General features: G+C 62.4%; 16 protein-coding genes. 13 read left to right on the forward strand and 3 right to left on the reverse strand.

Annotated features, from left to right (window positions below; all coding sequences use genetic code 11):
* Positions 1 to 2 precede the first annotated feature (2 nt).
* From tssK to tagH, 3 genes are read right to left on the reverse strand one after another with little or no spacing between them, the layout of a single operon-like run.
* Positions 3 to 1,337 (reverse strand): type VI secretion system baseplate subunit TssK, encoded by a 1,335-nt coding sequence (gene tssK, locus BHC62_RS01680; protein ID WP_070994066.1) that lies wholly within the window; start codon positions 1,335 to 1,337, stop codon positions 3 to 5.
* 18 nt (positions 1,338 to 1,355) lie between these two features.
* On the reverse strand, positions 1,356 to 1,859 hold the full coding sequence (tssJ, locus tag BHC62_RS01685) for a type VI secretion system lipoprotein TssJ (protein WP_029289868.1): 504 nt from the start codon (positions 1,857 to 1,859) through the stop codon (positions 1,356 to 1,358).
* 43 nt (positions 1,860 to 1,902) lie between these two features.
* Positions 1,903 to 3,231 (reverse strand): type VI secretion system-associated FHA domain protein TagH, encoded by a 1,329-nt coding sequence (gene tagH / locus BHC62_RS01690; RefSeq protein ID WP_070994067.1) that lies wholly within the window; start codon positions 3,229 to 3,231, stop codon positions 1,903 to 1,905.
* Positions 3,232 to 3,633: 402 nt separating this feature from the next.
* Here tagH and tssA point away from each other — a divergent pair, with 402 nt between their 5' ends.
* The 13 genes from tssA to BHC62_RS01755 all read left to right on the forward strand — a co-directional run.
* On the forward strand, positions 3,634 to 4,653 hold the full coding sequence (gene tssA, locus BHC62_RS01695; protein WP_070994068.1) for a type VI secretion system protein TssA: 1,020 nt from the start codon (positions 3,634 to 3,636) through the stop codon (positions 4,651 to 4,653).
* Between the two features lie 54 nt (positions 4,654 to 4,707).
* A complete protein-coding gene (gene tssB / locus BHC62_RS01700; protein WP_010207547.1) occupies positions 4,708 to 5,214 on the forward strand; it encodes a type VI secretion system contractile sheath small subunit in 507 nt (168 codons plus the stop codon).
* A gap of 2 nt (positions 5,215 to 5,216) precedes the next feature.
* Positions 5,217 to 6,710 (forward strand): type VI secretion system contractile sheath large subunit, encoded by a 1,494-nt coding sequence (gene tssC, locus BHC62_RS01705; protein ID WP_070994069.1) that lies wholly within the window; start codon positions 5,217 to 5,219, stop codon positions 6,708 to 6,710.
* 175 nt (positions 6,711 to 6,885) lie between these two features.
* Positions 6,886 to 7,374: a type VI secretion system tube protein Hcp gene (locus BHC62_RS01710; RefSeq protein WP_029289879.1), complete on the forward strand. Its 489-nt coding sequence runs from the start codon at positions 6,886 to 6,888 to the stop codon at positions 7,372 to 7,374.
* An 80-nt stretch (positions 7,375 to 7,454) separates the two neighbouring features.
* Entirely contained in the window at positions 7,455 to 7,895 is a 441-nt protein-coding gene (locus BHC62_RS01715; RefSeq protein WP_070994070.1) for a type VI secretion system amidase effector protein Tae4, read from the forward strand.
* Positions 7,892 to 8,338 (forward strand): hypothetical protein, encoded by a 447-nt coding sequence (locus BHC62_RS01720; protein WP_070994071.1) that lies wholly within the window; start codon positions 7,892 to 7,894, stop codon positions 8,336 to 8,338. The genes BHC62_RS01715 and BHC62_RS01720 overlap by 4 nt, the downstream gene beginning before the upstream one ends.
* Positions 8,332 to 8,847 (forward strand): type VI secretion system baseplate subunit TssE, encoded by a 516-nt coding sequence (gene tssE, locus BHC62_RS01725; RefSeq protein ID WP_029289885.1) that lies wholly within the window; start codon positions 8,332 to 8,334, stop codon positions 8,845 to 8,847. The genes BHC62_RS01720 and tssE overlap by 7 nt, the downstream gene beginning before the upstream one ends.
* Complete coding sequence (tssF, locus tag BHC62_RS01730; RefSeq protein ID WP_070994072.1) at positions 8,844 to 10,700, forward strand: type VI secretion system baseplate subunit TssF; 1,857 nt, start codon at positions 8,844 to 8,846, stop codon at positions 10,698 to 10,700. Before tssE ends, tssF begins: the two co-directional genes overlap by 4 nt.
* A complete protein-coding gene (gene tssG, locus BHC62_RS01735; RefSeq protein WP_029289890.1) occupies positions 10,664 to 11,707 on the forward strand; it encodes a type VI secretion system baseplate subunit TssG in 1,044 nt (347 codons plus the stop codon). Before tssF ends, tssG begins: the two co-directional genes overlap by 37 nt.
* Positions 11,700 to 14,363 carry a type VI secretion system ATPase TssH gene (gene tssH / locus BHC62_RS01740; RefSeq protein WP_070994073.1) on the forward strand — a complete coding sequence of 888 codons (2,664 nt, stop codon included), beginning with the start codon at positions 11,700 to 11,702 and terminating at the stop codon, positions 14,361 to 14,363. Before tssG ends, tssH begins: the two co-directional genes overlap by 8 nt.
* A gap of 156 nt (positions 14,364 to 14,519) precedes the next feature.
* The gene (locus BHC62_RS01745) at positions 14,520 to 16,460 is read left to right on the forward strand and encodes a type VI secretion system Vgr family protein (protein WP_070994074.1); all 1,941 of its coding nucleotides are present in this window, start codon (positions 14,520 to 14,522) and stop codon (positions 16,458 to 16,460) included.
* A gap of 15 nt (positions 16,461 to 16,475) precedes the next feature.
* Positions 16,476 to 16,910 (forward strand): DcrB-related protein, encoded by a 435-nt coding sequence (locus BHC62_RS01750; protein ID WP_029289896.1) that lies wholly within the window; start codon positions 16,476 to 16,478, stop codon positions 16,908 to 16,910.
* 12 nt (positions 16,911 to 16,922) lie between these two features.
* A partial coding sequence (locus BHC62_RS01755; RefSeq protein WP_176770961.1) for a DUF6531 domain-containing protein occupies positions 16,923 to 19,461 on the forward strand: 2,539 nt, incomplete at its 3' end.

The following is a 19,461-nucleotide window of genomic DNA, read 5'->3' on the forward strand; positions in this document are numbered from 1 at the left end:
GATTATCCTCGGATCGCCCAGAAGGCCAGGTTCAAGCCCGGGAACTGCCCGGCGATATGGAAGGCAAAGCCGCCGGAGTGGATCAACTGCTGCCAGTGTTCGCTGCCGCGGTCCAGTTCGTAATAGGTGGAGCCCGCGTGATACGGGATCTGGCGTGGCGCCACCGGCAGCGGCAGCAGGCCGATGCCCGGCAGTTGCAGGTTGACCAGGTCGCGGATGTGTTCCACCGAGCCGACCTTGCTCTGCTGGCCGAAGCGCGCACGCAGGGTTTCGCCCGGCACATCGGCACGGACCACGAGGATGAAGCTGGCGCTGTCGATCAGGGTTTTATCCGCCAGCATTGCCACGTGCACGCCGTAGGCTTTCTCGACAATCGGGATAGGCGTGGCCTTGCTGTCGATCAGCATCGACAGCGCCTCGCGCAGGGCCTGCATCACCGGGGCGAAGCTCAGGGCCAGGTCGTCATGCTGATAGCGCGGGTATTCCTCAGGGCGCCGCCCTGAGGTGGAGAACGTCGAGAACTCGCCGGCCAGGCTTACCAGCTCACTGAAGAAACGCTCCGGGTGCAGCGGGCTCAACTGGCTCAGGTGCTGGATCAGCGGCTGGGCGCGGTTGACCAGTTGCAACAGCATGAAGTCGGCAATCTCTGAAGCGCCACCGGCGCCCGACGCCACCACGCGCCCAGCCAGGGCTTCGCCACGCTGGTGCAGCAGGCCCAGCAGTTCACTGCGAAACGCCGTCAGCGGTTTGCTCGCCGCCACATCGAGCACCGGCGGGATGTAGCTGTCATCCAGCACCAGGGCGCGGTCGGCGCGCTTTTCCTTGATGCGCACCAGGCCGATGGCGGCGTAGTCGCTGATGCCATCGGCGCCGGTGAGCAAGCGCAAGGCACGGGAACCGACGGCCACCGGTGCGCGGTTTTCGAAGGGTGCGTTGTCATCGCGCACCTCGCGCACCTGGCTCAGGTAACGCGCGGCGCCCAGGGGCTCGCCTTCATCTACCGTGTCGCGGGCGCCGGCACGCTTGAGGGGCAAGGCCAGGTACACCAGGCCGTCACGCAAGTTGTCGTCGATATTCAGCGGGCTCGGCGCCAGGTCATCCTGGGGAATATTGAACGGCGTGCCATCGGGCAACAGGCCACGGGCCGAGACAATCGCCAGCTTGCCCTGGGCCAGCAGGCCCTGGTCGATCAGCAGTTCGCAAAACCCCCAGGCGCCGGCCGACAGCGGACGGCTGCGGGCATCGATCAGGTTTTCCAGGTAACGGTCATGCTGCTGGAAGTGCTGCGTTCCGATGAACATGCCTTCCGACCAGACCACGCGATTGTTCCAGGACATGGGGGCTCCGATTGCTTCTTATTGGGCAGGACTGGATGGGGCAACGCTGAGGTGCGCACGTACGGCGCGCACATCAAGGCTGATCTGGTATTCGCTGGCCTGGCGGGGCGGCACGCTGAGTACCGTGCGCCATTGCGCACGGTCCAGTTCGCGATAGCCCACCAGCAGGCCGATCTGCCGAGTGGCCGGGTCGAGGTCGCGCTGCAGGCTCAATTGCTGGCCGGGCTGGATCACCACTTCATCCTGGTCCAGCAGGTCCAGGCCGAGGGTCGGCTGGGCGCGATCCGCCAGGGCGAAGTAATCGGCACGACTGAAGGTCGCGGCGTTTTTCAGTTCGAAAATCCGTACCCGCACCGGCGCTGGCTGGCCCGTGGTGCCGGGGTTGAGGCCGCTGATGGCATGGAAATGCAGCTCGACGCTGGCAGTGTCGATTTGTGCCTCTGGCGCGGGCGGCGCAGCATCCTTGGCACAGGCCGTCAGCAGCAACAGGCCGGCGGCCGCGAGTAAAAACCTGGAAATCATCCTGCGTCCTCAATGACGTATGTGGCTGTCCGTTGTTCCAGTTTCAGCGCCGCTGGCGTGCGCTGTGTGCTTCATAGGCCCGGCTGAATTCACGGCCGAACAGGTCCTGGAAATCCTCCTGGGCCTCACGGGAAATACTGTTGTAGAGCTCGGTGAACTGTTGCCAGTACTGGGCCTGGCGCGAACCGTTGAACAGGCTCGACAGCCCGCCAGGCTTGCCCATGCGCTCTTCCAGTTGAGCGGGTTCGAAGCGTGTCAGCAGATGTTTGATGGCCGCTTCGACACCGGCCATCACCGCCAGTTGGTGGGCCCGCAGGTCGTCGAAACTGTCGCGCACGGCCAGGTCCGGCGCCATAAACGCTTGGTTGCCGTGGCGAAGCAGCAGCAGTAACGCTTCGTCGGCATTCGGGGCGAATTTCAACGGATTGTTTTCCACCGGCTGGATCGTCGTCTGCTGCATGCGGAACTCGCCCTTGAGGCTGCTGCGCGCACGTAATACGTCGATCAGGCCTTCGACCATCAGCCGGTAGCTGCGGCCGATACTTTCCATCTGCGCCTCGGCCTGGGCCTTGTCCAGGCGCAGGTGATCAAGACCGGCACCGCGCAGGAAGGCTTGCAGCAAATCGGGCTGGGTGGCGTCTGCCAGCGGCAGCGGGCGCTCGACCACAGGAGGTTCAGGCGGCGCGATGGGCGGTGGCGTGCTGAGCGGCGGCGCGGGTGTTTCGCCAAGCAGGTCCCAGTCTTCCGGAATCACCGAGCCCGGGGTCGCCGGCTTCTCGGGCACAGGCACGTTAACAGCGACGGGCGGGCGAAAATCATGCTGCTCGGCCGGCACATGGTCAGGCTGGCTGGGCGGCGGCACCGCCGTTGGTGTGAGGAAATCGAACAGGTCCGGCAGCGTATCCATCGACGACGCGCCCTGGAACTGCGGCGCAATCACCGGGGTGCTTGGCAGCGGCGCGGCCACCCCCGCACCCTGGCGGCCCATGAGCGCTTCGAAACTGTTGGAGGCATCGGCGGCGAAAGGCTGGGAGCCTGTCACGTTCACCCCGCAATCAATCCGTGCCTGGATCTCGTAATCGCCGATCCGGATCAACTCACCATCTTGCAATGGCTCGCTGTTCCCCCGGCGCAAACGAATACCGGCATTAACCAATTCCACACCATTAGTACTGTTATCGGTTAGATAGTAACGGCCATCTTTGTATTGAATAACGCAATGTTGCGCGGAGACCAAACGCTCTGGATCAGGCAATATCCAGTCGTTTTCACTAGAGCGGCCAATAGCCATCACTCCATTATCCATGGACTTTTCCGGACATTGACCTGGGGTGATCTTGTGATAACTAGTGATAGTCAAACACAGTGACATCTTGCCTCCTTGCTGAACCTCACGCGCGGTCGGCCAAGGGAAATACTTTCCCAAGCGCGTCTCGACAAATCCTTTAAACAACCTTAGAAGCCTGCTTTTACCAGCATGATCGCTGATCTTAACCGGCAAATGTGACAAAAATCCTCAGGCAGCGCCTACTTTGACCCACGGGTTGCATAGGATGTTAAACACCGCACATCTGTCACACAGGGCGAATAGCTTACCTTGACAACGCATAACTACTACACCAAAAATGCACAACTTCTTGAAGATAAGTAGTGGCACATTGAAATCAATGTGCTGGCCTGACCAAGAAAACATGCCGATAAATTGCGCAACTAAACCGCGCAACTAACGCATGCACTGCCCGAGACTAAAGGGCCGATATGGAGATCGAATTTAGTGGATGTGCCGTTGCTGCTCACCGCTGTTTCCGCGACTTTGCCGTGTGGCGAAGACCTGGAATATGACGCGGACTTCCTGCACTTGGAACGTGCTGCCCAGGGTCAACCCGAGCGCAGCATGGGCGACGCTATTTTGCCCGCCGAGCCCCCAGACTGGCGCAGCATCCAGCAACAGAGCCTGGACTTGCTGCAGCGCAGCAAAGACCTGCGCATCACCCATTTTTTGCTGCAAAGCTCCCTCGCCCTGCAAGGCGTCGGCGGGCTGGCCAGCGCCCTCACCCTGATCAGCGAACTGCTCCAGCAGTACTGGGCCGACCTGCATCCGCGCCTGGATGCCGATGACGACAACGATCCCACCGTACGCATCAATGCCCTCGCCGGATTGACCTGCGACACGAACATCCGCCTGCTGCGCGAAAGCGTGCTTACGCGCTCGCGAGCGTTCGGCGCCGTGAGCCTGCGTGGTGCCCTGAATGCCAGCGGCCTGCAAAGTTTTCCCGGCGAGAGCCTCGGTGCCGAGCAACTGGCCGCCGCCTTCCTCGACAGCGACCCGGAGCCGTTGCAAGCCACCCACGCCGCCCTGGTCGAGGCCCGTGCGGCCTGTGAAAACATCGAAAAATACGTCAGCGAGCAAGTCGGTTCCGCCCAGGGCGTGGACCTCGGCGCGCTGAAACATCCGCTCAAGCAGGCCCTGCAGATTTTCAGCCAGTTCACTGCACAGAGCGACGACAGCCGTGAACCCGAGGTGGTCAGTGACGACAGCCACGCCTCGGTCGAACACGCTAGCGCCCCTGCAGCCCCCCGCAATGCTGGCGAGATCGCCAGCCGCGACGAGGTGCTGCGCGACCTGGACCGGATCCTTGCGTACTACACCCGGCACGAGCCTTCCAGCCCGCTGCCGGTACTGTTGAACCGGGCGAAAAACCTGGTGCACGCCGATTTTGCGGCCATCGTGCGCAATCTGATTCCCGACGGCATGTCCCAATTTGAAAACCTGCGTGGCCCGGACGGCGAGTAAGTCGCCAGGCTTTGCAGTAACAACACCGTCGCTCAAGCGACCAGGAGCAGCAACGTGGCGAAGCAAAGTTCTCAGAAATTCATCGCGCGCAACCGTGCGCCTCGAGTGCAGATCGAGTACGACGTCGAGCTTTACGGCGCCGAGAAAAAGGTCCAACTGCCCTTCGTGATGGGTGTGATGGCCGACCTCGCCGGCAAGCCCGCCGAGCCTCTGGCGCCGGTCGCGGACCGCAAGTTCCTTGAAGTGGACGTCGACAACTTCGACTCGCGGCTCAAGGCCATGCAGCCGCGGGTGGCATTCCACGTACCCAACGAGCTGACAGGCGAAGGCAACCTGAGCCTGGATATCACCTTCGAAAGCATGGACGACTTCAGCCCCGCCGCCGTGGCGCGCAAGGTCGACTCGCTGAACCAGTTGCTGGAAGCCCGTACCCAACTGGCCAACCTGCTGACCTACATGGACGGCAAGACCGGCGCAGAAGAAATCATCATGAAAGCGATCAAGGACCCGGCATTGCTGCAGGCCCTTGCGAGCGCGCCCAAACCTGCTGGGGACCAGTAATCATGACCGACACCGCCCGCGAAGGCGCCCAGAACCTGGGTACCACCCAAGAAGCCAGCGAGTTTGCAAACCTGCTGCTGCAAGAATTCAAGCCCAAGACCGAGCGTGCCCGCGAAGCCGTCGAGACCGCCGTGCGCACCTTGGCCGAGCAGGCCCTGGCGCAGACGGACCTGGTATCCAACGACGCGATCAAGTCGATCGAATCGATCATCGCCGCCATCGACGCCAAGCTCACCGCCCAGGTCAACCAGGTTATCCATCACCCGGATTTCCAGCAGCTGGAAAGCGCCTGGCGCGGCCTGCACTACCTGGTCAACAACACCGAGAGCGATGAGCAGCTGAAGATCCGCGTGCTCAATATCTCCAAGACTGACCTGCACAAGACCCTGAAGAAATTCAAGGGCACCGCGTGGGACCAGAGCCCGATCTTCAAGAAGATGTACGAGGAAGAATACGGCCAGTTCGGTGGCGAACCCTACGGTTGCCTGGTGGGCGATTACTACTTCGACCAGTCGCCTCCTGACGTGGAGTTGCTGGGCGAGCTGTCGAAAGTCTGCGCCGCCATGCACTCGCCGTTCATCGCTGCCGCATCGCCGACCGTGATGGGCATGGGCTCCTGGCAGGAACTGTCGAACCCACGTGACCTGACCAAGATCTTCACCACCCCGGAATACGCTGGCTGGCGTTCGCTGCGCGAATCGGAAGACTCGCGCTACATCGGCCTGACCATGCCGCGCTTCCTCGCGCGCCTGCCGTATGGTGCCAAGACCGACCCGGTGGAAGCCTTCGCCTTCGAAGAAAACACCGACGGCGCCGACAGCTCCAAGTACACCTGGGCCAACGCCGCGTACGCGATGGCGGTGAACATCAACCGCTCGTTCAAGCATTTCGGCTGGTGCTCGCGCATCCGTGGCGTGGAGTCCGGCGGTGAAGTGGAAAACTTGCCGGCTCACACCTTCCCCACCGATGACGGTGGCGTGGACATGAAGTGCCCGACCGAAATCGCCATCAGCGACCGCCGTGAAGCGGAGCTGGCGAAGAACGGTTTCATGCCGCTGCTGCACAAGAAAAACACCGACTTCGCCGCGTTCATCGGCGCCCAGTCGTTGCAGAAACCAGCCGAATACGACGACCCGGACGCCACCGCCAACGCCAACCTGGCTGCACGCCTGCCGTACCTGTTCGCCACCTGCCGTTTCGCCCACTACTTGAAGTGCATCGTGCGCGACAAGATCGGTTCCTTCAAAGAGAAGGACGAGATGCAACGCTGGTTGCAGGACTGGATCCTCAACTACGTCGACGGGGATCCTGCGCATTCCACCGAAACCACCAAGGCCCAGCACCCATTGGCTGCCGCCGAAGTGATCGTGGAAGACGTCGAGGGCAACCCGGGGTACTACAACTCCAAGTTCTACCTGCGCCCGCACTACCAGCTCGAAGGGCTGACCGTGTCGCTGCGCCTGGTATCGAAACTGCCTTCGGCAAAAAGCGCGTAAAAAATCGGGACTGGCTCGCTCCCTGTCGGAGCGAGCTTGCTCGCGAAAAACTTGAAGGCGCTGCGTTCATTCAGGATGCCCGCGTCACCGTTGACGACCTTCGCGAGCAAGCTCGCTCCTACAGGGGTCGGCGGCGTAAACAAATATCGTGGCTCAGACCACACAGGGAGAAAACATGGCTGTTGATATCTTCATCAAGATCGGCGACATCAAGGGCGAGTCCATGGACAAGGCCCACAAGGACGAAATCGACGTGCTGAACTGGAGCTGGGGCATGGCCCAGTCCGGCAACATGCACGTTGGCAGTGGCGGCGGCGCGGGCAAGGTGAATATCCAGGACCTGTCGTTGACCAAGTACGTCGACAAGGCTTCGCCTAACCTGATGATGCATTGCGCCAGCGGCAAGCACATCGACAAGGTCAAGCTGACCGTGCGCAAGGCCGGCGGCGAAAGCCAGGTCGAGTACATGATCATCAACCTTGAAGAAGTGCTGATCACGTCCCTGAGCACCGGCGGCTCGGGCAGCGATGATCGCCTGACCGAAAACGTCACCCTGAACTTTGCCCAGGTGATGGTCGACTACCAGCCGCAGAAAGCCGACGGCACCAAGGACGGCGGCCCGATCAAGTTCGGCTGGAATATCCGTTCCAACACCAAGCGTTGATACGAAGACCCCTGGCGCAACGCGCCGGGGGTTTTGGTGCTTGCTCGAATTTCGACCTTCCTCTTTTCGGTATCTGAGTCATGGCCAAACCTTCGTTTATCAATTTGTGGGCGAACTACCCCACAACATCAACACCCTGTGACGGTCCTTGGGACAACCAATGCGCCATCCGTATGAGCATCACGCTTAACGCCGAAAAAACCATCAAGGTAAACAAATCGACGTATAGCGAACCCAAATGCGCGCATGACCACGCCAGAGGCGCGGAGTCGCTGGCTAACTGGCTGTGGCGTCATCATCTCGGTCGCCCAACCATTCTTACGGGCAGCGCCGAGGACCGCCGTACGCTTTACCAAAAAACCGGAATTATTTTCTTCAAAGATTGTTTTGCCCGGATGGGCCAATCTCTGGACGCTCGTACCGGCGACCATATTGACCTATGGAATCGAGGTTCAGTAACAGGTGATTTCGCCGACCAGGCGCACCGGTCCCGGCAGGTCTGGTTTTGGGAGTTGAAATGATCAAACGCACCCTGCAATGCGTACTCTCAGTGAGCATGCTGTTGAGCCTGAATGCCTGTGCGGAGCAAGCTGAGCAAATCGACGCCACCCAATCAAACCCCGAGGTGGTGGTTGGAGGTCAACGACTGACCTTGGAGAATCATGCACAACGCTGTGCATTGCGAAAGCCCGACCAGAGCCTGTTGACCCTGGATATGCCTTGGCCTTGCCATCTCAGCGTCGACCGCAAGGACCAGCCAAGGGTCGAGACCTTTAACAATGCACAGATCATCATTGTGCAGCACTTTGCACCAGAACCTGCACCGAGCCAGGAGTGTCGCTCTCAGTATCAAGCCATCAGACATATTGAAGGTCGCTTGGAGGCGTCTATGGTTGCCAACGGAGGTCGTTGTCTGCTTGGGGCTATGGACCAGAAAAACTTCGTGGCACTCTTTACGTGGTAACCGAAATCGCCACCCGCGACCGCCTGCAACCGTCCCTGCTGGACCGGTTGACCGACGACGAGCCGAGCAACCCCAAGGAAAGCGCCGACAAGCGCGTGCTGTCCCTGACCCAGCTCAAAGCCTCGGTGCTGCGGGACCTGGCGTGGCTGCTCAATACCACCTCGCTGCTCAATGCCGATGCCACGCTGCACACCCCGGCCGGGACGTCAGTGATCAATTACGGCCTGCCGGCGCTGGCGGGCAACAGTGCGTCGAGCGTCGATATCAATGCTCTGGAAGCCCTGATCTACCAGGCAATTGCCACCTTTGAGCCGCGCATCCTGCGCCACACCCTGCGGGTCAAGGCGCGTGTGGCCCATGGCGAGATGAACCACAACGCCTTGAGCTTCGAGATCGAAGGCGACCTGTGGGCCCAGCCGGTGCCCTTGCGTCTGCTGCTGCAAACCGACCTGGACCTGGAGTCTGGCCATGTACGCGTGGTCAACGCCGACCAGCGGAGGCGCCCATGAACCCGCGCCTGCTGGAGCTGTACAACCAGGAGCTGCATCACGTGCGCGAGAGCGCCGCGGAGTTCGCCAAGGAATACCCGAAGATCGCCAGTCGGCTGACCCTGTCCGGCATGGACTGCGCCGACCCGTACGTCGAGCGCCTGCTCGAAGGCTTCGCGTATCTCACCGCCCGGGTGCAGCTCAAACTCGACGCCGAGTACCCGACCTTCACCCATAACCTGCTGGAAATCGCCTACCCGCACTACCTGGCGCCGACCCCATCGATGACCGTGGTGCAGTTGCAGGCCGACCCCGATGAAGGCTCCCTGACCAGCGGATTTCCATTGCCCCGCGATACCGTACTGCGCGCAGCCCTGGGCCGCGAAACCCAGACCTGCTGCGAGTACCGCACCGCCCACCCGGTGACGCTGTGGCCGTTGCAGGTCAGCCAGGCCGATTACTTTGGCAACCCGTCCGCCGTGCTCGGGCGCCTGGCCGCCAGTGAGCCCAAGGCCAAGGCCGGTTTGCGCCTGACCCTGCGCACCGGCGCCGAGCTGCCATTCAACAGCCTGGCCCTGGACAATCTACCGCTGTACCTGAGCGGCGCCGATGAGCAGCCGTTCCGCCTCTACGAGCAATTGCTGGGTAATGTGTGCGCGGTGTTTGCGCGCCAACCCGGCGGTGACTGGGTGGAGCGCCTGCCACAGGACGCGCTGCGTTCGCGCGGGTTCGACGACGCCGATGCGGCGATGCCCGTGGTATCGCGAGCCTTCCAGGGTTACCGCTTGCTGCAGGAATACTTCGCCCTGCCCCATCGCTACCTGTTCGTCGAATTCGCCGAACTGAGCCGCGCCGTACAACGCTGCGATGGCCAGGAACTGGAGCTGATCGTGCTGTTCGACCGCCACGATCCCAGCCTGGAAGGCAGTGTTGGCGCTGCGCAGTTCGTGCCCTTCTGCACCCCGGCGATCAACCTGTTCCCCAAACGGGTGGACCGGATTCACTTGTCCGAGCGGGTCAACGAACACCATGTGATTGCCGACCGCACCCGGCCCATGGACTTCGAGATCCACTCCCTCAGCGCCATCACCGGCCACGGCACCGGGCCGGAGCAACCCTTTTTGCCGTTCTACGCCGTGCGTGATCCGTCGCGCTACGGCCGCGACCAGAGTTACTACAGCGTGCGCCGCGAGCCGCGGGTGCTGTCCAGCGACCAGCGGCGCAATGGCCCGCGCTCCACGTATGTGGGCAGCGAGACCTTTGTCAGCCTGGTGGACAGCCAGCAAGCGCCCTACCGCCACGACCTGCGCCAATTGGGCGTGACCGCGTTGTGCACCAACCGCGATCTGCCACTGTTCATGAGCGTGGGCAACGGCAAGACCGACTTCACCCTGGCCGACAGTGCCCCGGTGCTGGCGGTGCGCTGCGTCGCCGGGCCCAGCCGCCCGCGCGCCAGCCACGCCCATGACGCCAAGGCCTGGCGCCTGATCAGCCAGTTGTCGCTCAACTACCTGTCCCTGAGCGAAGGCCAGGGTGCCGCGGCGTTGCGTGAACTGCTGCGCCTGTATGGCGACAGCAACGACGCCGCCCTGCAATTGCAGATCGAGGGCCTGCGCGAGGTCAGCAGCAAAGCGGTGACACGGCGCCTGCCGATGCCCGGCCCGATCGTGTTTGGCCGTGGCCTGGAAATCACCCTGGAATTTGATGAAAACGCGTTCCGCGGCACCGGTGTATTCCTGCTCGGTGCAGTGTTGGAACGATTCCTGGCGCGTTACGTGTCGATCAACAGTTTTACCGAGACGGTGATTCGTACCACCGAACGCGGCGAGATCATGCGATGGAAAGCCAAGCCCGGACGGCGTCCGACCCTGTGAGTACCCTGGATGCGATGCATCAGGAGCCCTGGGAATATGACTTCTTCCAGGCGCTGCGCCGTATCGAGTGCGAATCTCCCCAACTGCCGCGCCTGGGGCATTCCCTGCGCCTGGCCGATGACCCGTTGCGCCTCGGGCAACAGGCTGACTGCACCTTCGCCCCGGCCACCCTGGCGTCGGTGAACCCCGGCGGCGACGGCACGCCAGCGCGCCTGGAGCAGTTCTTTTTCGGCCTCGGCGGCCCCAATGGGCCGTTGCCGCTGCACATCACCGAATACGTGCGCGAACGCCAGCGCAACAACGCCGACAGCACCAGCAAGCGCTTCCTGGATGTATTCCACCACCGCCTGTTGACCCTGTTTTATCGGGCCTGGGCCGAAGCGCGGCCGACCGTCAGCCACGACCGCCCCGACGATGATTACTGGTCCGCACGCCTGGCGGCGCTCAGCGGCCGCGGTATGCCCAGCCTCCTCGACCAGGGCCTGATCCCCGATACCGCAAAACTGCACTACAGCGGCCACCTCTCGGCGCAAACCCGCTACCCGGACGGTTTGAAGGCAATTCTCAGCGAGTATTTCGGCTTGCCGGTGGAGATTGAAGAGTACGTCGGCCAATGGCTGGAGCTGCCCGAGCGCAGCCGGGTCAGCGTGAGTGCCAATCAATTGGGCGTGGATTTTTGCCTGGGCAGCCATGTGTGGGACCGCCAGCACAAATTCCGTATCCGCCTCGGGCCCCTGACGCTCGACGACTACATGGGCATGTTGCCCGGCAGCCAGCCGTTCAATGAGCTGGTGGCCTGGGTCACCGAATACCTGGGCCATGAACTGGACTGGGACCTGAACCTGATTCTTCAACAACCGCAAGTGCCGCCGTTGCAACTCAACGGGCAGTTCCGGTTGGGTTTCAACACCTGGCTCGGCCAACCCGGGCAAGACGCCAACGACCTAATCCTGGCCCGGCATTACGCCGATCAAGCCACCACCTCAAGGAATCCAGAGCATGGGTGAAATCAGTCGCGCCGCGCTGTTCGGCAAACTCAACAGCGTGGCCTACAAGGCCATCGAAGCCGCCACGGTGTTCTGCAAATTGCGCGGTAACCCCTACGTGGAACTGGCCCACTGGTTTCACCAGTTGCTGCAACTGCAGGACTCTGACCTGCATCGCATCATCCGCCAATTCAACATCGAGCCGGCACGGCTGGCCCGAGACCTCACCGAAGCCCTGGACCGCCTGCCCCGTGGCTCGACGTCGATCACCGACCTGTCGTCCCATGTGGAAGAAGCCGTGGAACGCGGCTGGGTATACGGCAGCCTGATGTTTGGCGAAAGCCAGGTGCGCACCGGCTACCTGGTGCTGGGCATTTTGAAGACGCCGAGCCTGCGGCATGCACTGCTGGGCTTGTCGTCCGAGTTCAACAAGATCAAGGCCGAGGCCCTGAGCGAGCGCTTTGATGAATATGTCGGTGATTCGCCGGAAAACGCCCTGAGCGCCAGCGATGGTTTCAATGCCGGTGCCGTGCCGGGCGAAGCCAGCGGCGCCATGGCCCCCAGTGCCATGGGCAAGCAGGAAGCCCTCAAGCGTTTCACCGTGGACCTGACCGAACAGGCGCGTAGCGGCAAGCTCGACCCGATCGTGGGGCGTGACGAAGAGATCCGCCAACTGGTGGACATCCTGATGCGTCGGCGCCAGAACAACCCGATCCTCACCGGTGAAGCCGGGGTGGGCAAGACCGCCGTGGTCGAAGGCTTTGCCCTGCGCATCGTTGCCGGCGACGTGCCGCCAGCGCTCAAGGACGTGGAGCTGCGCAGCCTGGATGTGGGCCTGCTGCAAGCCGGCGCCAGCATGAAAGGCGAATTCGAACAGCGCCTGCGCCAGGTCATCGAAGACGTCCAGGCGTCGCCAAAACCGATCATCCTGTTTATCGACGAAGCCCACACCCTGGTAGGTGCCGGGGGCGCCGCCGGCACCGGTGATGCGGCCAACCTGCTCAAGCCGGCCCTGGCCCGTGGCACCTTGCGCACCGTGGCCGCCACCACCTGGGCCGAGTACAAGAAGCATATCGAGAAAGACCCGGCGCTGACCCGCCGCTTCCAGGTGGTGCAAGTGGCCGAGCCGTCGGAGGACAAGGCGCTGCTGATGATGCGCGGCGTGGCCTCGACCATGGAAAAGCACCACCAGGTGCAGATCCTCGATGAAGCCCTGGAAGCCTCGGTCAAACTGTCCCACCGCTATATCCCGGCGCGCCAGTTGCCGGATAAATCCGTGAGCCTGCTGGACACCGCTTGCGCCCGCGTCGCCATCAGCCTGCACGCGGTGCCGGCAGAAGTGGATGACAGCCGTCGCCGCATCGAAGCCCTGGAAACCGAGCTGCAAATCATCGCCCGCGAGCATGCCATCGGCATCGCCATTGGCGCACGCCAGAGCAACAGCGAAGCCTTGTTGAGTGCCGAACGCGAGCGCCTGGCTAGCCTGGAAAGCCGCTGGGCCGAAGAAAAAACCCTGGTGGACGAGTTGCTCGCTACCCGCGCGACCCTGCGCGAGAAAGCCGGCGTTGTCGACAGCGGCAACGACGAGTTGCGCGCAAAACTGGTGGACCTGCAACAGCGCCTCAGTGCCCTGCAGGGTGAAACCCCGTTGATTCTGCCGACCGTGGATTACCAGGCCGTAGCCTCGGTGGTCGCCGACTGGACCGGAATCCCGGTAGGCCGCATGGCCCGCAACGAACTGGAGACGGTGCTCAACCTCGACCAGCACCTGAAAAAACGCATCATCGGCCAGGACCACGCCTTGCAGATGATCGCCAAGCGCATCCAGACCTCCCGCGCCGGCCTCGACAACCCAAGCAAGCCGATTGGCGTGTTCATGCTGGCCGGCACCTCGGGCGTGGGCAAGACCGAAACCGCCCTGGCCCTGGCCGAAGCCATGTACGGCGGCGAGCAGAACGTGATCACCATCAACATGAGCGAGTTCCAGGAAGCCCATACCGTGTCCACCCTCAAGGGCGCGCCACCGGGCTATATCGGCTATGGCGAAGGCGGCGTGCTGACCGAAGCCGTGCGGCGCAAACCCTACAGCGTGGTGCTGCTGGATGAGGTGGAAAAAGCCCACCCGGACGTGCATGAGATTTTCTTCCAGGTGTTCGACAAGGGCGTGATGGAGGACGGCGAAGGCCGGGTGATCGACTTCAAGAACACCTTGATCCTGCTCACCACCAACGCCGGCACCGAGCTGATTTCCCACGTCTGCAAAGACCCGGCAAACGTGCCCGACCCGGAAGACATCGCCAAGGCCCTGCGCCAGCCGCTGCTGGAGATCTTCCCACCCGCCCTGCTCGGGCGCCTGGTGACGATTCCGTATTACCCGCTCAGCGATGTGATGCTCAAGGCGATTACCCGCCTGCAACTGGACCGCATCAAGAAGCGCGTGGAGAACACCCACAAAGTCGCGTTCGATTACGACGACACGGTGATCGACCTGATTGTCTCGCGCTGCACCGAAACCGAAAGTGGCGGGCGGATGATCGACACCATCCTCACCAACAGCCTGCTGCCGGACATGAGCCGCGAGTTCCTCACGCGCATGCTCGAAGGCAAGGCGCTGGCGGGGGTGCGGATCGGCAGCCGGGATAACGAATTGCACTACGACTTCAGCGACGCCGAATAACCTGACGAAGTGCTATCCAAATGTGGGAGCGGGCTTGCTCGCGAATGCGGTGAGTCAGTCACCGGATGTATCAACTGATACACCGCATTCGCGAGCAAGCCCGCTCCCACATTGGATTCGGTTTCTTCAGTTATTAAGACACTTACGGGACAACCCATGCTTTTCAACCAAGCCTCACGCCTGGCCAAGATCACCAGCCCCCTGGGGCCGGATGTGCTGCTGCTCAATGAAATGGGCGGCGGCGAAGAGCTGGGGCGGCTGTTCAGCTACGAGCTGCAACTGAACTCGTTGGACGCCAACATCGACCTCAACCAGTTGCTGGGCAAGCCGATGAGCGTCGGTCTGCAACTGGCGGACGGTGGCGAGCGGTATTTCCATGGGATCGTCGCGCGCTGCAGCCAGAACATCGACCAAGGCCAGTTCGCCAGTTACCAGGTGACGCTGCGCCCGTGGCTGTGGCTGCTGAGCCGTACCTCCGACTGCCGGATTTTCCAGAACCTGAGCATCCCGCAGATCATCAAGCAGGTGTTTCGCGACCTCGGGTTTTCCGACTTCGAAGACGCCCTGAGCCGGCCGTATCGCGAGTGGGAATACTGCGTGCAGTACCGCGAGACCAGCTTCGACTTCGTCAGCCGCCTGATGGAACAGGAAGGCATCTACTACTTCTTCCGTCACGAGCAGGATCGCCATGTGCTGGTGCTGGCCGATGCCTATGGCGCCCACACCACGGTGCCCGGCTACACCTCGGTGCCCTACTACCCCAAGGACGAGCAGCAGCGCGAACGCGACCATATGCACAACTGGCACCTGGCGCAGCAAGTCCAGCCGGGTTCCCTTGAGCTCAACGACTACGACTTCCAGCGCCCCAGCGCCAGCATCGACGTGCGCTCGGCCATGCCGCGCCCGCACACCGCCGGTGATTATCCGCTGTACGACTACCCCGGCACCTACGTCAAAAGCGAAGACGGCGAACACTACGCACGTACCCGCATCGAAGCCCTGCAAACCCTGCACGAACAAGTGGAGTTCAGCGGCAATGCACGGGGCCTGGGCTCTGGTCATCTGTTCAGTCTCACCGGCTTCAGCCGCCGCGACCAGAACCGCGAATACCTGATTCTTGCCGCGCGCTACTACATCACCCAAGAACGCCTGGAATCCGGCGGCGGCGCGGCGTCGGCGCAGTTCGACAGCAGCCTGACCTGCATCGACGCACAACAGAGCTTCCGCCCACTGGCCAACACCCATCGCCCTGTCGTCAAAGGCCCGCAGACCGCGCTGGTGGTCGGGCCCAAGGGCGAGGAAATCTGGACCGACCAGTATGGTCGGGTGAAGGTGCATTTCTATTGGGACCGCCACGACCAATCCAACGAAAACAGCTCGTGCTGGATTCGCGTGTCGCAATCCTGGGCCGGGAAAAACTGGGGCTCGATGCAGATCCCACGCATCGGCCAGGAAGTGATTGTCAGCTTCCTCGAAGGCGACCCGGACCGCCCGATCATTACCGGCCGGGTCTACAACGCCGAACAGACGGTGCCCTACGACCTGCCGGAAAACGCCACCCAAAGCGGGATGAAAAGCCGCTCCAGCAAGGGCGGCAGCCCGGCGAACTTCAATGAAATCCGCATGGAGGACAAGAAGGGCCTGGAGCAGTTGTACATCCATGCCGAGCGCAATCAGGACATTGTGGTGGAGGTGGATGAAAGCCACTCGGTGGGGCATGACCGCAACAAGAGCATCGGGCACAACGAGACGGTGACCATTGGCAACAACCGCCTGCGCATCGTCAAGCAGGAAGACGTGCTCTCGGTGGGCCAGAAGAAGACCGACAGCATCAGCCAGAGTTATGTCATCGAGGTCGGCGAAAACCTGCGCCTGGTGTGTGGGCAAAGCATCCTCGAGCTGAACGCCAGCGGGCAAATCAACCTCACTGGCGTGCAAATCAGCTTCTATGCCAGCGGCGACGCCGAGTTCAACACCGGCGGCGTGCTGCACCTCAACAACGGCGGCGGGCCTGGCGCCACACCGGATGGCCAGGGCATAAAAACCAGCATCGACGCCAACATCAAAGCCGCGTTCCCCACGCCCAAAAGCTCCTGACGAGACCTGTTTGCCATGACGTATCGCATCAACGAATTCCAGTTCCAACTGCCCGCCGGCGAGCTGCAGGACGCAACGATCAATATCCTCAAGTTCCCGGAGCTGGGGACTTCACTGATCGTCAGCCGCAGCTTGCTGGCGCAAGGCGAAACCTTGCACAGCAACTTCGACGACCAGCTCAAGCGCCTGGAAAAACAGGTGCAGGACTTGCGCTGCCTGCCCAGCGTGCCCGTGCGCCTGGGTGCTGCCCAGGAGGTTGAAGGGATCGAGTTGCGCAGCCAGTTCAGCAAGGGCAATGACAAGGTGTTCCAGTATCAACTCGCCCTGGTGTTGCCGGGTACGCGCAAGATGCTCGCCTTGAGCTATGTGAAAGCCGACAAGCTCGGCGATGCCGAAGCGGCGCACTGGGCGACTATCAAAAATTCGCTGTCGTTCGACGTGCCTGCGTGATGGGCATCTTGCATGTCTGACGCGTTATGGGCCGCACGCCTGGGCGATGCGATGGAACACACCTCGATGATGGCCGACATTCTCGGCGGCGTGCTGGAGGTGGCGGCGAACATCGCGATTACCGCACTGGCCACGGCGGCGGTGGTGGCCGCCACCGGGATCACCGTTGTCACGGGCGGGTTGGGGTGCTTCCTGCTGGGCGCGGTGGTCGGCGTGGTGGTGGGCCTTGCGATGAGCAAGAGCGGGGCCGACAAGGGCCTGAGCAATCTATGCGAGGGCATCGGCAACGCGCTGTTCCCACCGACGGTGCAGGCTAACATCCTCACCGGCTCCTTCGACACGCTCACCAATAACATCCCCGCCGCCCGCGCGGCCGGGGCGGTTGTTTCACATGTGGCACCGGCCGGTACCGAGCTGGAAATGCCGGCACCTGAAGAAGAAGCCAGCTACCTGGACATGGCCGGCGAGTTCTTCTCACAGATGTGGCGCCCCACCGTGGCTTCGCCTGCGCCAGGCACGGAGACCAAGCTGGAAGACCTGGTGCTTTGCATGAAGCACCCACCGATGCCGCCGCAGTTCATGGCCGAAGGCTCGGACAAGGTGACCATCAACGGCCAGCCCGCCGTGCGCAGCGGCGACCGCAGCACCTGCGATGCGAAGGTGGTGTCCTCCGGGCTGATCTCCTCCAACGTCACTATTGGCGGCGGTTCGGTGGTGGTACGCGAGATTCGCAGCGGCAAGACCCCGGGGGTCGGGCTGGCAGTGACGGTGCTGCTGATGCTCAAAGGTGGCAAGGGCAAGTTTTTCAGCAAACTACCTTGCATGCTGGCGGGCGGTGCCGCGTCGATGGCCGTCAGCAGCGCCATGGGCGCAGCGGCCAACGCGGCCATGGGTTCCTCGAACCCGGTGCATGCGGCTACCGGCGCCAAGGTGCTGGGCGATGACCAGGAACTGGATTTCGTCCTGCCCGGCCTGTTGCCGATCGATTGGCAGCGCTTCTACAACAGTCGCGACGAACGCCGTGGCAGCCTGTTTGGCACGGGCTGGAGTGTGCCGTATGAAGTGTGCGTCGAAATCCAGCCCCATCCCGAAGGCGGCGACACCCTGGTCTATACCGACGAACAGGGCCGGCCCATCGATATGGGCGCCATCCCCTTGGGCGGCGCAGTGTTCAGTGCCGGTGAAGGGCTTGCTGTACGGCGCCACCGCGATGGGCCGTTACTGATTGAAAGCGACGACGGTGTGTATCGCCTGTTCGAGCCCACCCCGGCAAACCCGTCGCGGCTGCGCCTCAGCCAACTGGGTGACCGCAACGACAACCGTATCTACCTTGATTATGACGACGCAGGACGCCTGGTGCGGCTGCGCGACACGTTTGATCTGGTGCAGGTCGAACTGATCCGCGACCCGCTGCACGTGGCCCGCCTCGAGCGCGTGTACCCCGATCAACGCCGCGAAGTACTCGCCAGCTACGGCTACGACGCCATGGGCAACCTGGCCGAGGTACGCGATGCCAGCGGCCAGGTGCAACGGCGTTTTGCCTACGACACCGGGCAGCGCATGGTGGAACACCAGTTGCCCAGCGGCTTGCACTGCTTTTATGAGTGGGCCCTGATCGATAGCCTGGAATGGCGCGTGGTCAAGCATTGGACCAATGAAGGCGATGCCTACCGGTTCGACTATGACTTGCAGGCCGGCACCACACGCATTACCGACAGCTTGCAGCGTGTCAGCACGCGGCACTGGAACAGCCAGCACCAGGTCACCCGCTACAGCGACAACCTCGGCCAGACCTGGCTGTTCGAATGGAACGACGAGCGCCAATTGCTCAACGCCACCGACCCACAGGGTGGCCGCTATGAATACAGCTACGACGAGGCCGGCAACCTCATCGGCGAAACCGACCCCCTGGGGCGCAGCGACTCGACGTTGTGGCTGGAACACTGGGCCCTGCCGTTGGTGCAAACCGACGCCGCCGGCAACAGTTGGCGCTACCGCTATGATCAACGCGGCAACTGCACCGTCGCCATCGACCCGCTGGGCCACGTCACCCGCTATCGCTATGACGCCCACGGCCAGGTCGTCGAGATCATCGATGCCACGGGCAAAAGCAAAAAACTGCGCTGGAACCCGTTCGGGCAACTGCTCGAGCACATTGACTGCTCGGGGTACCCGACCCGGTTCAGCTACAACGAGCAGGGCTTTTTGCAAGTCATCACCGACGCCCTCGGCGAACGTACCCAATTCCACTACGACGCCCAAGGCCGCTTGCTCAGCAGCCAGTTACCCGACGGCCGTAGCGAGCAGTACCAGCGAGATATCAGCGGCCAACTGACGGCCTACACCGACCCGGCCGGCCACACCACGCGCTATCAACACAACCGCCGCGGCCAGGTGCGCCAACGCACCGATGCCCATGGCCGGCAGGTGCAGTTCGGCTATGACAGCTTTGGTCGGCTGCAAGCGCTGATCAACGAGAACGGAGAACGTTATCGGTTTGCCTGGGATGACGGGGATCGGTTGACGGAACAGCAAGACCTGGACGGCAGCG

It is taken from the genome of Pseudomonas sp. 06C 126 (assembly GCF_001855215.1).
GTDB classification, from domain to species: Bacteria; Pseudomonadota; Gammaproteobacteria; order Pseudomonadales; family Pseudomonadaceae; genus Aquipseudomonas; species Aquipseudomonas proteolytica.

Bases quoted from the DNA above. Each gene is read 5' to 3' on its own strand.
- BHC62_RS01710 (WP_029289879.1), top strand. From the start codon at position 6,886: ATGGCTGTTGATATCTTCATCAAGATCGGCGACATCAAGGGCGAGTCC.
- tssC (WP_070994069.1), top strand. From the start codon at position 5,217: ATGACCGACACCGCCCGCGAAGGCGCCCAGAACCTGGGTACCACCCAA.
- BHC62_RS01715 (WP_070994070.1), top strand. From the start codon at position 7,455: ATGGCCAAACCTTCGTTTATCAATTTGTGGGCGAACTACCCCACAACA.
- tssG (WP_029289890.1), top strand. From the start codon at position 10,664: ATGGAAAGCCAAGCCCGGACGGCGTCCGACCCTGTGAGTACCCTGGAT.
- tssJ (WP_029289868.1), bottom strand. From the start codon at position 1,859: ATGATTTCCAGGTTTTTACTCGCGGCCGCCGGCCTGTTGCTGCTGACG.
- BHC62_RS01745 (WP_070994074.1), top strand. From the start codon at position 14,520: ATGCTTTTCAACCAAGCCTCACGCCTGGCCAAGATCACCAGCCCCCTG.
- tagH (WP_070994067.1), bottom strand. From the start codon at position 3,231: ATGTCACTGTGTTTGACTATCACTAGTTATCACAAGATCACCCCAGGT.
- tssF (WP_070994072.1), top strand. From the start codon at position 8,844: ATGAACCCGCGCCTGCTGGAGCTGTACAACCAGGAGCTGCATCACGTG.
- tssK (WP_070994066.1), bottom strand. From the start codon at position 1,337: ATGTCCTGGAACAATCGCGTGGTCTGGTCGGAAGGCATGTTCATCGGA.
- BHC62_RS01720 (WP_070994071.1), top strand. From the start codon at position 7,892: ATGATCAAACGCACCCTGCAATGCGTACTCTCAGTGAGCATGCTGTTG.
- tssH (WP_070994073.1), top strand. From the start codon at position 11,700: ATGGGTGAAATCAGTCGCGCCGCGCTGTTCGGCAAACTCAACAGCGTG.
- BHC62_RS01750 (WP_029289896.1), top strand. From the start codon at position 16,476: ATGACGTATCGCATCAACGAATTCCAGTTCCAACTGCCCGCCGGCGAG.